The sequence below is a fragment of the Pseudomonas sp. 13159349 genome (assembly GCF_013305685.1).
GTDB lineage: Bacteria > Pseudomonadota > Gammaproteobacteria > Pseudomonadales > Pseudomonadaceae > Aquipseudomonas > Aquipseudomonas asiatica.
On record NZ_CP045553.1, the window covers coordinates 5796747 to 5810777 of the forward strand.

11 protein-coding genes are annotated in these 14031 nt (G+C 64.3%); 4 read left to right on the top strand and 7 right to left on the bottom strand.

The genetic code is table 11. The features are described from left to right. Positions 1-157: 157 nt before the first annotated feature. The 3 genes from GEV38_RS26585 to ycaC all read right to left on the bottom strand — a co-directional run bounded on the left by GEV38_RS26585 (position 158) and on the right by ycaC (position 2068). Positions 158-976 carry an alpha/beta fold hydrolase gene (locus tag GEV38_RS26585; RefSeq protein WP_054572016.1) on the bottom strand — a complete coding sequence of 273 codons (819 nt, stop codon included), beginning with the start codon at positions 974-976 and terminating at the stop codon, positions 158-160. Positions 977-1015: 39 nt separating this feature from the next. Continuing rightward, positions 1016-1324, bottom strand: coding sequence for a hypothetical protein (locus tag GEV38_RS26590; RefSeq protein WP_015272312.1), 309 nt, complete (start codon positions 1322-1324; stop codon positions 1016-1018). A 114-nt stretch (positions 1325-1438) separates the two neighbouring features. Then, positions 1439-2068 (bottom strand): isochorismate family cysteine hydrolase YcaC, encoded by a 630-nt coding sequence (gene ycaC, locus GEV38_RS26595; protein WP_054572017.1) that lies wholly within the window; start codon positions 2066-2068, stop codon positions 1439-1441. A gap of 320 nt (positions 2069-2388) precedes the next feature. Here ycaC and GEV38_RS26600 point away from each other — a divergent pair, with 320 nt between their 5' ends. Beyond that, entirely contained in the window at positions 2389-3816 is a 1428-nt protein-coding gene (locus tag GEV38_RS26600; protein WP_054572018.1) for a mechanosensitive ion channel family protein, read from the top strand. Positions 3817-3918: 102 nt separating this feature from the next. Here the strand turns inward: GEV38_RS26600 and GEV38_RS26605 are convergent, their stop codons facing one another. Further along, positions 3919-5205, bottom strand: coding sequence for an FAD-binding oxidoreductase (locus tag GEV38_RS26605; RefSeq protein WP_013974769.1), 1287 nt, complete (start codon positions 5203-5205; stop codon positions 3919-3921). 123 nt (positions 5206-5328) lie between these two features. After that, the gene (locus tag GEV38_RS26610) at positions 5329-6819 is read right to left on the bottom strand and encodes an aldehyde dehydrogenase family protein (RefSeq protein ID WP_003253547.1); all 1491 of its coding nucleotides are present in this window, start codon (positions 6817-6819) and stop codon (positions 5329-5331) included. Between the two features lie 136 nt (positions 6820-6955). Between GEV38_RS26610 and GEV38_RS26615 the strand changes: the two genes are divergently transcribed. Beyond that, positions 6956-7846 (top strand): LysR family transcriptional regulator, encoded by an 891-nt coding sequence (locus GEV38_RS26615; protein WP_015272315.1) that lies wholly within the window; start codon positions 6956-6958, stop codon positions 7844-7846. Between the two features lie 221 nt (positions 7847-8067). Then, positions 8068-9453 carry a VOC family protein gene (locus tag GEV38_RS26620; RefSeq protein ID WP_054572019.1) on the top strand — a complete coding sequence of 462 codons (1386 nt, stop codon included), beginning with the start codon at positions 8068-8070 and terminating at the stop codon, positions 9451-9453. 194 nt (positions 9454-9647) lie between these two features. On the opposite strand, the gene GEV38_RS26625 is transcribed toward GEV38_RS26620, so the two are convergent. Further along, positions 9648-10574: a LysR substrate-binding domain-containing protein gene (locus GEV38_RS26625; protein ID WP_015272317.1), complete on the bottom strand. Its 927-nt coding sequence runs from the start codon at positions 10572-10574 to the stop codon at positions 9648-9650. A gap of 156 nt (positions 10575-10730) precedes the next feature. On the opposite strand from GEV38_RS26625, the gene GEV38_RS26630 reads away from it, so the two are divergent. Further along, positions 10731-12119 carry a NorM family multidrug efflux MATE transporter gene (locus GEV38_RS26630; RefSeq protein WP_015272318.1) on the top strand — a complete coding sequence of 463 codons (1389 nt, stop codon included), beginning with the start codon at positions 10731-10733 and terminating at the stop codon, positions 12117-12119. Positions 12120-12242: 123 nt separating this feature from the next. Here GEV38_RS26630 and GEV38_RS26635 read toward each other — a convergent pair whose 3' ends face one another. Next, entirely contained in the window at positions 12243-13907 is a 1665-nt protein-coding gene (locus GEV38_RS26635) for a bifunctional diguanylate cyclase/phosphodiesterase (protein ID WP_054572020.1), read from the bottom strand. Positions 13908-14031 lie beyond the last annotated feature (124 nt).

Sequence of the window (14031 nt, forward strand, 5' to 3'; positions counted from 1 at the left end):
GATGTGCGGTGGGTGGTTGAAGGTTAGCCCTGTTCAGCATTTGTGCTGCCTGGGCAGGCCTCTTCGCGGGCACGCCCGCTCCCACAGGAGGTACCACCGTCTTCAAGGCCGGCGGTGTCCCTGTGGGAGCGGGCGTGCCCGCGAATGCCTCCCACAATTACTGCTGAAGGAACGCCAGCAGGTCCTCGTTCAGTTGCTGTGCATGAGTCACCGCAAACCCGTGCGGCGCCCCCGCATACACCTTCAGCTCAGCCCCACGAATCAGCTCCGCCGCCCGCTTGCCGGTGCTCTCGAACGGCACGATCTGGTCGTCGTCACCGTGGATCACCAGGGTCGGCACATCGATCTTGGCCATATCCGGGCGGAAGTCGGTTTCGGAGAACGCGGTCACGCAATCCAGGGTGCCCTTGATCGATGCCATCAGCGCAATGTTCAAGGTCTGGGTCTGCACACCCTGGGACACCTGCTGCCCATGGTTGATGCCATAGAACGGCGTGGCGAAATCGGCGATGAACTGCGCCCGGTCGGCACGCAGGCCGGCGCAGATACCCTCGAACACCGATAGGTCGACACCTTCAGGGTTGTCGTCACGCTTGCCGAACACCGGCGTCACCGCGCCCAGCAGCACCAGCCCGGCCACACGCTCGCTGCCGTGGCGGGCGATGTAGCGGCTGACGTCACCGCCACCCATCGAGAAGCCCACCAAGGTCACATCGCGCAGGTCGAGGTGTTCGATCAGCTGGGCGATGTCATCGGCGAAGGTGTCGTAGTCGTAGCCGCTCCACGGCTGGCTCGAACGGCCGAAACCACGGCGGTCGAAGGCGATGGCGCGGTAGCCGCGACTGGCCAGGAACTCCATCTGCGAATCCCACATGTCGGCATCCAGTGGCCAACCGTGGCTGAACAGCACAGGCTTGCCGCTGCCCCAGTCCTTGAAGTAGATCGAAGTACCATCGCGGGTAACGAACGTGCTCATGTCGGTATCTCCTTGAAAATGTCGAGGTAAAGGCCTGGCTCAGCCACGTAGCCAGTTGGCGCAGCGGCGGGTTACCCAAGGCATGATGTAGAACACCACGGGCAGGATGACGAACAGGTTGACGATCAGGTTGCCGGTGATCGCGCCCCCCAACTGCGGAAAGCGTGCGAACAACGGTGCCAGCAGTTGTGGAATGATCATGGTCATCGGGCAGATCACCAGGTAGGTCAGCAGGGCCTGCTTCCAGCGCGGCGGTTGCGCCGGCGTGGTGCCCGTCGAACTGGCGATTACCTTGTGTTGCAGGCATACGGTCACTACGTCGCGGTTGTCTTGGGGTGCGGTGTTCATCGGCGTTCCTTGGGATGAGCTTGCCCGCATCCACTGTGCAACGGCGGACGGGCGCTGGATTGGACAGGTGTGCTGCTTTGGCGGGCACCGGCTGGCGGTGCCCGCGCATCTGGCTTACTTGCTGGCGTTGAAAGCGTTGTAGCTGGTCATCAGGTTGCGGTAGTCCGGGATGTGGTTGGAGCACAGCGCGGCCAGGCCTTCGATGTCGTTACGCCAGTCGCGGTGCAGCTCACAGGCCACGCCGAACCAGGTCATCAGTTGTGCGCCGGCCTGGCTCATGCGGTCGTGGGCGGCGTCGCGGGTCATGGCGTTGAAGGTGCCGGAGGCATCGGTGACCACGAACACTTCGAACTCTTCCTCCAGGGCTGACAGCGCCGGGAAGGCTACGCACACTTCGGTCACCACGCCGGCGATGATCAGCTGCTTCTTGCCGGTGGCCTTCACCGCCTTGACGAAGTCCTCGTTGTCCCAGGCGTTGATCTGGCCTGGGCGGGCGATGTAGGGGGCGTCCGGGAACAGGGCTTTCAGCTCTGGTACCAGCGGGCCGTTGGGGCCTTGTTCGAAGCTGGTGGTGAGGATGGTCGGCAGGTTGAAGAACTTGGCCAGGTCGGCCAGGGCCAATACGTTGTTCTTGAACGCGTCCGGCTCAATGTCGCGGACCAGGGACAGCAGGCCAGCCTGGTGGTCGACCAGCAGGACAGCGGCGTCGTCTTTGTTCAGGCGGTTGTATTTGAAGTTGGTCATGGTCGTTGCTCCTAAGGTTTTGATCTTTTCAGTAAGTTGGGTGTTTCGCGTTGATGGGAGAAGATTAAAACCATGACCTTTTGGGCGGTAGATAGCAGTTTTTGGCTCTAGCGTTCTGTTTTGTGAACGATGGATTGATGCTGGATTTGCCGGCCTCTTCGCGGGCTTGCCCGCTCCCACAGGGATCGCGCATCCATCAACTCATGCACAACATCTGTGGGAGCGGGCAAGCCCGCGAAGAGGTCGGCACAGGCTGTCATTGCCTGCCCGGCCAACCTGCTCTATTACTACCCACAGCCCTCCCCTCACCCGAGACCACCATGCTGGCGTTCATCCAGTCGTACCCGCTGTTGCTCGGCACCGCCCTGATCCTGCTCGACCTCGCGCTCTGGCAGCTGATTCCTCTCCAGCAACGCGCCTGGCGTATCGGCACGCGGTTGGTGCTGTTCCTGCTGTTCAGCTCGGTACTGGTGGCTGCCGGCATGAGCCCGATGCAACCACCACCCTGGCCCGATGATGTCTCGCGCAACCTGATCGCCACAGTACTGGCGATCGGCTGGTGGCTGTTCGGCGCACGCACGGTGACGGTGGTGTTCGGCCTGTTGCTGGGTGCCCGTGGCAGCCATGGCGGGCGTTTGCTGCAGGATGTGCTGGGGGCGCTGATCTTCCTGGCTGCGGTAGTCGCCGCCGCAGGTTATGTGTTGCAGTTGCCGGTGAAGGGCCTGCTGGCTACATCGGGGGTAATGGCCATCGTCATCGGCCTGGCGCTGCAGAGCACATTGGCCGACGTGTTCAGTGGCATCATCCTGAACACCACGCGGCCGTATCAGATTGGCGACTCGATCTCCATCGATAGCACCGAAGGCAAGGTGCTGGAAATCGACTGGCGTGCCACCCGCCTGCTCACCAGCACCGGCAGCCTGGCGGTGATCCCCAACTCGGTGGCGGCCAAGGCCCGGCTGCTCAACCACAGCCGCCCGGCCGATGTGCACGGGGTGTCGGTCAGCGTGGTGGTACCGGCCAAGGTGCGGCCCAAACGGGTGTTCGATGCTCTGGAAAAAGCCTTGCAAGGCGTCAGTGCCATCCTGGCTACACCAAGACCAAAGGTGACGGTGAAAGCCTCGACGCTGGAATCAGTGGAGTACGAAGCCAGCGGCTTCGTGGCCGACGCGGGCGCCAAGGGCGACGCGCGCAATCAGCTGTTCGACCTGGCCCACCGGCACCTGGAGGCCAGCGGGGTAATGTGGAACACCGACCTGGCCATGCCACCACGCAGCCGCCAGCGCGAGGTGCTGGATGAGGTGCGGGTGTTCCGCTCGCTGAGCGCTGAAGAGCGCGATACGTTGAGCCAGCGCATGACGGCGGTGGAATACCTGGCCGACCAGGTAATCCTGGGCGTGGGCGAGCATTCCGATCATTTGCTGGTTATTGGCAGCGGGGTGGTTTCGGCGTCGATCCGCGATGGCGACAAGCTGGTCGAAGCAGGGCGCATGGGACCGGGCGAGGTGCTGGGAATCGAAGGAATCATCGACGAAGAGGACTCGCTGGCCGAGTTCCGCACGCTGACCGGTTGCGTGCTGTATCGGATCGACAAGGAACAGGTGAAGAGCTGCCTGGTGCAACGCGGCGATGTGCAAACGGCGTTGAGCAAGTTGCAGCGGTTTCGGCGGCAGAGCCGGGAGTCGTTGTTGCTGCAGAAGCCGGTTTCGATCAAGAAGGGCGGTTTTCTCAGCTGGTTGCACAAGTAAGCCTGTGCCGGCCCTATCGCCGGCGAGCCGGCTCCCACTGCACAGGCTTTAAGAGCAATGCGATCAATGTGGGAGCTGGCTTGCCGGCGATAGGGCCGGTGCTTACAACACAACCCTTAGGCATTGCCCCGCGTGGTACAGCGAGAACCCGGACTCATAGAACGCAGTCCGCAGCGAGGGCGCACTCACGCCCTTCATCGGCGAGAACGGAATCGGCAGGCTGCCCGCCTCCCCCTTCAGCAGGAACTCGGCAAACGCCCGGCCAATCACGGTCCCGGTGGTATTGCCCCGCCCGTTGTACCCGGTTACCGCCACCAGCCCCGGCGCCGGTTCGAACAGGCGCATCAGGTGGTCTGGGGTGAAGTCGATGCAGCCGGTCCAGTGCATTTCCCACTCGACCTTGCCCAGCTCCGGGTAATAGTGGCTCTGGATGCGGTCGGCCCAGCTGCGCACGAACCACGCCGGCTTGTTGTCGACCCGGCCCAGGCTGCCTAGCAGCAGGCGGCCCTGGTCGTCGCGACGGATGCTGCTGAGCACGGTGCGGGTGTCCCACGAGCCTTGGCCATGTGGCAGCACCTTGTCGGCTGCAGCGCCCTGCAACGGCTTGGATGCCACCTGGTAGTAGTAGCCACGGAAAAACTGCTTCTGCAGGTTGCTCCAGTCGCCTTCGGTGTAGGCGCCGGTGGAAATCACCACCTTGTCGGCGCGCACCGAACCACGTGCGGTCTTCACCCGCCAGGCATCGCCGTCACGCTCCAGGCCTTCGACCGAAGACTGCTGGAACAGCTTGCCACCCAGGCGTGCCACCGCTGCGGCCAGGCCCTGGGTGTAGCCCATGGGGTTGATGGTGCCGGCGCGGCGGTCGAGCAGCGCGGCGGAAATCTTGTCGGTGCCGCAGTATTCCTGGCATTGGGCGCCGGTCAGCAGCTCCACATCGGCACCACGGCGGCGCCATTGTTCGTGGCGGGCCTCGAGGTCGGCGATACCGGTGGCGTTGTGCGCCATGTGCAGCGTGCCTTTGTGCTGGGCCTGGCAGTCGATGCCAAGGCGTTCGATCATGGCGAACACTTCGGCCGGGGCTTCGCCGAGCACCTTGTTCAGGCGGCTGCCCTGCTGCAGGCCGAGGGTGGCCTCGACATCGTCGGGGCGGATCCAGGTGCCGGCGTTGACCAGGCCGACGTTGCGCCCGGAGCCGCCGTGACCGATCTTCCAGGCCTCCAGCAGGATCACCGACTTGCCCTGTTCGAGCAGGTGGATGGCCGCCGACAGGCCGGTAATGCCGCCACCGATCACACAGACATCGGCCTTGTGCTCACCGGCCAGGGCCTGGGCGGCGACGGTCGGTTTGCTGACGAATTCCCACAAGCATTCTTGACGCAGTTCGGACATGGCCCGGCTCCAGCAATTTGTTCTTGTTGGGGCTGCATTGCAGCCCATCGCCGGCAAGCCAGCTCCCACAGTGTGGGAGCTGGCTTGCCGGCGAAACGGGGGCAAAGCCCCCGCCTGCGGACATCAGTCGAACACGATACCCTGCGCCAGCGGCAGTTCGCGCGAGTAGTTCACGGTGTTGGTCTGGCGACGCATGTAGCCTTTCCAGGCGTCCGAACCGGACTCACGGCCACCGCCAGTCTCCTTCTCGCCACCGAACGCACCGCCGATCTCGGCGCCGCTGGTGCCGATGTTGACGTTGGCGATGCCGCAGTCGCTGCCCGAGGCGCTCTGGAAGCGTTCGGCCTCACGGATGTCGGTGGTGAAGATGCACGACGACAGGCCTTGTGGCACTTCGTTGTTCAGGCGCAGGGCCTCTTCGAAGTCGTCGTAGGCCAGCACGTACAGTATCGGGGCGAAGGTTTCGTGGCGCACCACGTCGCTCTGCGCCGGCATTTCGGCGATGGCAGGCGATACGTAGTAAGCGTTCGGGTACTGATCGGCCAGCTGACGCTCGCCACCAAATACCTGGCCACCTTCGTCGCGGGCCTTGGCCAGCGCGCCCTGCATGGCGTCGAACGACTGCTTGTCGATCAGCGGGCCCACCAGGTTGTCCTTGCGTGGGTCACCGATGCGCACCTTGCCGTAGGCGGCTTTGACACGGGCAACCACTTCGTCCTTGATCGAACGGTGCACGATCAGGCGGCGCAGGGTGGTGCAACGCTGGCCGGCGGTGCCGACTGCGGAGAACAGGATGCCACGCACGGCCAGGTCGAGGTCGGCGCTCGGGGCCAGGATCATGGCGTTGTTGCCGCCCAGTTCGAGGATGCTGCGGCCGAAGCGGGCAGCCACACGCGGGCCGACTTCGCGCCCCATGCGGGTGCTGCCGGTGGCGCTGACCAGCGGTACGCGCGGGTCGTCGACCATGGCTTCGCCGGCTTCACGGCCGCCGATCACCAGTTGTGCCAGGCCAGCCGGGGCATCACCAAAGGCTTTCAGGGCTTTTTCGAACAGCGCCTGGCAGGCCAGGGCGGTCAGCGGGGTCTTCTCGGACGGTTTCCATACCACCGAGTTACCGGCGACCAGGGCCAGGGCAGTGTTCCAGGCCCAGACTGCGACCGGGAAGTTGAAGGCGCTGATCACGCCGACCACGCCAAGCGGGTGCCAGGTTTCACGCATGTGGTGGCCAGGGCGCTCAGAAGCGATGGTCAGGCCGTACAGCTGGCGCGAAAGGCCAACGGCGAAGTCGCAGATGTCGATCATTTCCTGCACTTCGCCCAGGCCTTCCTGGGTGATCTTGCCGGCTTCGATCGAAACCAGCTCGCCGAGGTCGGCCTTGTGCTCACGCAGCACTTCGCCGAACAGGCGCACCAGCTCGCCACGGCGCGGGGCCGGCACGCTGCGCCAGGCTTCGAAGGCGCTCTGGGCCTGATCGATGCGGGCGATGGTCTCGGCCTTGCCGAGCAGTTTCACCGAGGCGATCTGGCTGCCGTCGATCGGCGTGTGAACAGGGTAGTCGCCCTGGGTGTAAGCCTCGGCAGCAACGCCAAGGCGCTCGAGCAGTCCAGCAACCATTTGTGCATCTCCTACATCGGGTGATGGGGTGGAAAAATGATGTGGATCAGTATTAATCCGATCACACCGGTGCAACAAACGACCTTTATTCCGCATATCATTCCGTCAGGTAATGATTTGAGCCGCAGAGACCGCTATGTCCAAACGCCTGGTGCCCTCCATGACCGCCCTGCAGTGCTTCGAAGCTGCAGCCCGCCATTTGAGCTTTACCCGTGCCGCCGAAGAGCTGCACCTGACCCAGAGCGCAGTCAGCAAGCAGGTGGCGCAGCTTGAAGACATGCTGCGCCACCACCTGTTCCTGCGTATCCGCCGCCGTCTGCAGCTGACGCCGGCGGGTAGCCTGTACCTGGCCGAGGTCAACAAGATCCTCACCCAGGTGGATATGTCCAGCCGCTACGTGCTCACCTACGGCGAGCAGACCGAGATATTGAAGGTAGCCACTCAGCCGAGTTTTGGCGTGCGCTGGTTGATCCCGCACCTCAAGGGTTTTGGCAAGCGCCACAACAACATCCACCTGGACATCCGCAACGAGATGGAGCCTTTCGCCCTGCTGCAAGGATCGGCGGACGTGGTGTTCTTCTATGGCCAGGGTACTTGGCCGGGGGCCACCTGCGTGGAGCTGTTCGGTGAAGAGGTGGTGCCGGTATGTGCGCCGGAGTTGCTGGCCGGGCGTGAACTGAACGATGCCGGGGAGCTGGCCGACCTGGTGCTGCTGCAGAGCACCTCGCGGCCAGAGGCCTGGCACGAGTGGTTCCTGGAGTTGGGCTTGCAGAGCGTCAGTGCCTACCACGGGCCGCGCTTCGATACCTTCTACATGGCCTTGAGCGCGGCGCAGGCCGGGTGCGGGGTGGCGTTGGTGCCGCGCTACCTGGCGGCGAAGGAGCTGGCCGAGGGGAGTTTGGTGGTGCCGTGGAACCATGCGATGCGCAGTGCCGGGGCGCATTACCTGGCGTATGCCGAGCATGCGGCGGAGGTGCCCAAGGTAAGGGCGTTGGTGGAATGGATTCGCGAGCAGCTTCAGGCTTGAGATTGCCGGGGCCGCTTTGCGGCCCATCGCCGGCAAGCCAGCTCCCACAGGGAGCTCCACAATTGCTGAATCCTGTGTCCAACCTGTGGGAGCTAGCTTGCCGGCGATAGGGCCCTTGAGGTCGATCAAAAAAGGAATGACACACTCACTTTTTTTCGCTTGTGAGCAAAGTGCATTCCCAGCTTTCATGTAAGCGTCCGAACCCAACCAGGAAGCTAGCGATGCCCGCCCACGATTTCGTCAGCCCCGACAGCATCCGCGCGCAGTTCTCTGCCGCCATGTCGCTCATGTACAAACAGGAAGTGCCCCTGTACGGCACGCTGCTGGAGCTGGTGAGCGAAATCAACCAGCAGGTCATGGCCCAGCAACCCGAGGTTGCCGAGGCCCTGCGCTGGACCGGCGAAATCGAGCGCCTGGATCAGGAGCGCCACGGCGCCATCCGTGTCGGCACCGCCGCAGAGCTGGCCACCATCGCCCGGTTGTTCGCGGTCATGGGCATGCAGCCAGTCGGCTACTACGACCTTAGTTCCGCCGGCGTGCCGGTGCATTCCACCGCCTTCCGCGCGGTGCACGAGCAGTCGCTGCACGTCAGCCCGTTCCGCGTATTCACTTCGCTGCTGCGCCTGGAGCTGATCGACAACCCGCAACTGCGCGAGCTGGCAGAGAGCATCCTGGCCAAGCGCCAGATCTTCACCGCCCGCGCCCTAGAGCTGATCGACCAATGCGAGCGCGATGGTGGCCTGAATGCCGCCGATGCCGAGGTGTTCGTGCAAGAAGCGCTGCACACCTTCCGCTGGCACCATGACGCCACAGTCACTGCCGAGCAGTACCAGCAGTTGCACGACCAGCACCGCCTGATCGCCGATGTGGTGGCCTTCAAGGGCCCGCACATCAACCACCTGACCCCGCGCACCCTTGACATCAATGCAATCCAGCTCGGCATGCCGGCCAAGGGCATCCCGCCAAAGGCCGTGGTCGAGGGCCCGCCCACCCGCCGCCATCCGATCCTGCTGCGCCAGACCAGCTTCAAGGCCCTGCAGGAAAAGGTTGCGTTCAGCGACCAGCAGGGCAGCCACACCGCGCGCTTCGGCGAAATCGAGCAACGCGGCGCGGCGCTGACGCCGAAAGGCCGCCAGCTGTACGACAAGCTGCTAGACGCCACCCGCGCCGCCCTGGGTGGCGCCCCGGCCGAGGCCAATGCCGAACGCTACATGGCGTTGTTGAAGGACACCTTTGCCGAGTTCCCGGACGACCTGGCGCAGATGCGTGAACAAGGGCTGGCCTACTTCCGCTACTTCGCCACCGAGAAAGGCCTGGCTGCGCGCGACCAGGACGACCGCCCGACCACACTGGATGGGCTGATCGAGGCTGGCCATGTGCATTTCGAGGCGCTGGTGTACGAGGACTTCCTGCCGGTGAGCGCGGCGGGGATCTTCCAGTCCAACCTGGGTGACGATGCGCAGGCCGAGTACGGCAGCAACGCCAACCGCGATGCGTTCGAAGCAGCGCTGGGGCTGCAGGTGCAGGATGAGCTGGCGCTGTATGCGCAGAGCGAGCGTCGGTCGCTGCAGGCGTGTGCACAGGCGTTGAACCTGGGCTCGATGTAAGGCTGTAGATCGCAGGGGCCGCTTCGCGGCCCTATCGCCGGCAAGCCAGCTCCCACAGGATGGCATCGAGCCTGAGGCAAATGCAGTCCCTGTGGGAGCTGGCTTGCCGGCGATGAGGCCAGGGCAGGCAACACAGACAGTTGCCCCCAAACCTGTGGGAGCGGGCAAGCCCGCGAAGAGGCCGGCACAGGCGATCAAAGGGGCGGCAGGATCTGCACATCCGGCAAATCCATCGCCGCCACCTCCTCTTCCAGAAACGCGCTCAAACGCCGCAACCGCTCGCCCCCTGGCCGAGTGCGCGGCCACACCAGGTAATAATCCATCCCGCTGGGCACGGCCGTCGGCCAAGGCAGGCTCAAGCGCCCCTGCGCCACATCTTCGGCCACCATCAGCAAATCACCCATGGAAATGCCATAGCCACGCGCAGCGGCAATCATGCCCAGCTCCAGGGTGTCGAACACCTGCCCGCCCTTGAGCGAAACCTTGTCACTCAACCCCATGCGCTCCAGCCATTCCCGCCAGTCGCGCTTGTCCACCGTGGGGTGCAGCAGCTCTATGCAGGCCAGCCGACGCTCGTCCCAGGGTTCCTCGTCGAGCAGGTCTGGCGCACCCACGGGGATCAGCAGTTCCGGGAACAACCTGCGCACTTCCCATTCCGGCGGGAACACCCCGTCGCTGAGCAACACCGCGCAATCGAACGGCTCCTGGTTGAAGTCCACATGGTCGACATCCATCCAGGCGCTGGTCAGCTGCACTTCGTTGCCAGGCTGCAAGTGGCGAAAGCGGCTAAGGCGCGCCAGCAACCAGCGCATGGTCAGGGTCGAGGGAGCCTTCATGCGCAGGATGTCATCCTCACCGCGCAAGGTATCGCAAGCCCGTTCCAGCGCGGCAAAGCCTTCACGCACACCGGGCAGCAGCACCCGCGCCGCTTCGGTCAGTTGCAGGCTGCGGCCGCTGCGCACGAACAGGCGGCAGGCAAAGTGCTCCTCCAGCGTGCGGATATGCCGGCTGACCGCGCTCTGGGTAATCGACAGCTCTTCGCCGGCACGGGTGAAGGAGCTTAGCCGCGCGGCGGCTTCGAATGCGCGCAGGGCATACAGCGGGGGGAGCTGACGGGACATGAGGCACCTGCCATACGGGGCTGTGAAATGAATCACCGGGAAGCATATATACATGAGTCAGACTCATGCCAATGATCGCTTTTATCCTTTTGTGCAAAGTTGACCAAAGCCTCAGAATCGCCCTTCGTTGATCACCCCAGGAAAAGGACTGCCCCCATGCATGTCGCGCCCACCACAGAACTCAAGGCTTTGCTGCGCCTGGCCGGGCCGCTGATCGCCTCGCAGTTGGCGCACATGCTGATGGTGCTGACCGATACCCTGATGATGGCCCGCATCAGCCCGCAAGCCCTGGCTGGCGGCGGCCTGGGTGCGGCGAGCTACTCGTTCGTGTCGATCTTCTGCCTTGGCGTGATCGCTGCGGTCGGCACCCTGGTGGCCATTCGCAAGGGCGCCAACGACATCGAGGGCGCCACCCGCCTAGCGCAGGGTGGCCTGTGGCTGGCCTGGAGCCTGGCGCTGTTCGCTGCGCTGGTGTTGTGGAACCTTGAACCGGTACTGCTGCTGTTCGGGCAAAAGCCCGAAAACGTTGCATCGGCCGCCGAATTCCTCACCCTGCTGCCACTGGCGCTGCCCGGCTACCTGACCTTCATGGCGTTGCGCGGCTTCACCAGCGCGCTGGGCCGGTCTACGCCGGTGATGGTCATCAGCCTGGTCGGCACGGTGCTCAACTACCTGTTCAACGTGGCGCTGATCGAAGGCATGTTCGGCCTGCCCAAGCTGGGCCTGATGGGCATCGGCCTGGTCACCGCGGTGGTGTCGATGGGCATGGCCATTGCCTTGGCGCTGTATATCCGTTGGCACCCGGCCTATGCCGCCTACCCATTGCGCAAGGGCCTGTCGCGCCCTTCGCTGCCGGCCCTGCGCGAGCTGTGGCGGCTGGGCTTGCCGATTGGTGGCACCTACATGGTGGAAGTCGGCCTGTTCGCCTTCGCCGCGCTGTGCATGGGCGTGCTGGGCAGCACCGAGCTGGCAGCGCACCAGATCGCCCTGCAGATCGTCTCCACAGCGTTCATGGTGCCGACCGGGTTGTCGTATGCGGTGACCATGCGCGTGGGGCTGTACTACGGCGCCGGCAACCTGCTGGCGGCGCGCAGTGCCGGGCGGGTGGGCATAGGCTTCGGGGCGATGATCATGTTTGCCTTCGCCGCGCTGTTCTGGCTGCTGCCCGATACGCTGGTGGGGCTGTTCATCGACAGTGACGACCCGGCATTTGCGGCGATCTTCCAGCTGGCGGTGCAGTTGCTGATGGTGGCTGCGTGGTTCGAGCTGTTCGATGGCATGCAGACGATCGCGATGGGCTCGATCCGTGGGCTGAAGGATGCCAAGACGACCTTCCTGATCGGGCTGGTGTGCTACTGGCTGGTAGGGGCGCCGAGCGCCTGGCTGTTCACCTTTACCCTGGGCGGTGGCGCAGTCGGGGTGTGGTGGGGGCTGGCGTTGGGGCTGGCGTGTGCGGCGGTGGCACTGACCTTTGGCTTTGAGTGGCGCATGAAGCGGCTTTTGGGCAAGGCAGGTCTGGCTGACGGGTCGGCAGTGTCTGTGTGATTGCCGGGGCTGCTTTGCAGCCCTTTCGCGACGCAAGGCCGCTCCCACATGGGAATGCGTTCGCCGATCAATGTGGGAGCGGCCTTGTGTCGCGAAAGGAGGGCGAAGCCCTCCCCTGCGATGTCACAGGCTAACCAGCTTCGGCTTGCTGTAATCCAGCAAGAACTCCATCAACTCCCCCACCGGCAGCGGCTTGCTGACCAGGAAGCCCTGCACCTGGTCACAGCCAAACCCGCGCAGCAACGCCATCTGCTCTTCACTCTCCACACCTTCGGCCACTACTTCGAGGTTGAGGTTGTGCGCCAGGTTGATCATGGCGTGCACCAGCTTGCGGTTCTCCTCGCGCATTTCCATTTCCGCGACAAAGCTGCGGTCCACCTTGAGCAAGGTGATCGGCAGGCTGTTGAGGTGCACGAACGAAGAGAACCCGGTACCGAAATCATCGAGCGAGAAGCGCACGCCCAGGCGCCCCAGGGCGTCCATGGTCTGGCGCACCAGTTCGTTGCGGCGCATCACTGCCGTTTCGGTCAATTCGAACTCCAGCCAGCGGGCATCCACGCCATGTTCGAGAATCAGGCGGCTCAAGGTCGCCAGCAACTGGCTGTCCTGGAACTGGCGGAAGCTCAGGTTGACCGCCATGTGCAGCGGCTCCAGGCCGCGCTCGCACAGCGCCTGCATGTCGCGCAGGGCTCGGGAAATCACCCAATAGCCCAGCGGCACGATCAGGCCGCTCTGCTCGGCCAGCGGCACGAACTCGCTGGGCGGCAACAGGCCACGCTCGGCATGCCGCCAGCGCACCAGCGCCTCGAGGCCGACGATACGCCCGTCGGCCAGGTTCAACCGCGGCTGGTAATGCAGCTCCAGCTCGTCCCGGCGCAGGGCGCGGCGCAGTTCGCTTTCCAGGTCGGCAAGGCTGCGGGCGTTGCGGTTGATGCGTTCGTTGAACACATGGAAAGTGCAACCCTGGCTGCCTTTGGCCTGGCGCATGGCGATGTGCGCGTGCCACATCAGCGGGTCGGCACCACCCTGGGCGCGGGCATGGGCCAGGCCCAGGCTGCAGCCCAGCAGCAGGCTTTCGCCGTCGATCCAGTAGGGTTCGGCCAACGCCTCGACAATCCGCTCGGCAATCCACTCGGCACGGTTGGGGTCGCGTCGGGTGTCGATCAGCAGGGCGAACTCGTCGCTGCCCAGGCGCGCCAGTTGGTCGCCCGCCTCCAGTTGCTGTTTCAGCCGCGCCACCACCTGCAGGATCAGGCGGTCGCCGCTCTGGTGGCCAAGGGCGTCGTTGACGTGGCGGAAGTTGTCCAGGTCCAGGTGGCCGAGGGCAAGGCCACGGCCGTCGTTCTCGGCCAGGCGCGCGGTCAGCAAGGCCTGGAAGCCTTGGCGGTTGGCGATGCCGGTCAGCGGATCCTGCTCGGCCAGGCGCTGCAAAGTGGCCACCAGCACGCCGCGCTCGCGCACATGGCGCAGCGAGCGACGCAAGGTGTCGGCATTGAGCTGGTCACGCACCAGCCAGTCACTGACGGCGCTGGGCGCTAACTGAGGCTCGTGGTCGAGCAGCAGGATGGTCGGCAGCTCGCAGCGCCCAGGCGCGGGCTGCAGGGCCGGGGTTGCCAGCACGACAGCCTGGCGGTCCTGGTTGAACAGGTTGTCGACCGACTCCCAGTTCGGCGCCGTCAGCAGCACGGCGCTGCCACCCTGGGCAGGCATGCACTCGCGTAGCAGCGCGCCCCATTCCGGCTCATCGGCCAACAGCAGCAAACGCAATGGTTCGACAGGCGTGGACAAGCGGGCTCCTTAGGCTTCACGGTGCAACGGAAACTGCCAGGTATGCTACTGCATTAATGAAAATGATTTTCAATTTAATACATGTTTTTACGGGTGTAGCATCCCGACGTATTTTGTCGTGCAT

What these genes read in the sequence shown, in the direction of transcription:
- GEV38_RS26585 (WP_054572016.1), bottom strand. Translation starts at nt 976, where the DNA reads ATGAGCACGTTCGTTACCCGCGATGGTACTTCGATCTACTTCAAGGAC.
- GEV38_RS26590 (WP_015272312.1), bottom strand. Translation starts at nt 1,324, where the DNA reads ATGAACACCGCACCCCAAGACAACCGCGACGTAGTGACCGTATGCCTG.
- ycaC (WP_054572017.1), bottom strand. Translation starts at nt 2,068, where the DNA reads ATGACCAACTTCAAATACAACCGCCTGAACAAAGACGACGCCGCTGTC.
- GEV38_RS26600 (WP_054572018.1), top strand. Translation starts at nt 2,389, where the DNA reads ATGCTGGCGTTCATCCAGTCGTACCCGCTGTTGCTCGGCACCGCCCTG.
- GEV38_RS26605 (WP_013974769.1), bottom strand. Translation starts at nt 5,205, where the DNA reads ATGTCCGAACTGCGTCAAGAATGCTTGTGGGAATTCGTCAGCAAACCG.
- GEV38_RS26610 (WP_003253547.1), bottom strand. Translation starts at nt 6,819, where the DNA reads ATGGTTGCTGGACTGCTCGAGCGCCTTGGCGTTGCTGCCGAGGCTTAC.
- GEV38_RS26615 (WP_015272315.1), top strand. Translation starts at nt 6,956, where the DNA reads ATGTCCAAACGCCTGGTGCCCTCCATGACCGCCCTGCAGTGCTTCGAA.
- GEV38_RS26620 (WP_054572019.1), top strand. Translation starts at nt 8,068, where the DNA reads ATGCCCGCCCACGATTTCGTCAGCCCCGACAGCATCCGCGCGCAGTTC.
- GEV38_RS26625 (WP_015272317.1), bottom strand. Translation starts at nt 10,574, where the DNA reads ATGTCCCGTCAGCTCCCCCCGCTGTATGCCCTGCGCGCATTCGAAGCC.
- GEV38_RS26630 (WP_015272318.1), top strand. Translation starts at nt 10,731, where the DNA reads ATGCATGTCGCGCCCACCACAGAACTCAAGGCTTTGCTGCGCCTGGCC.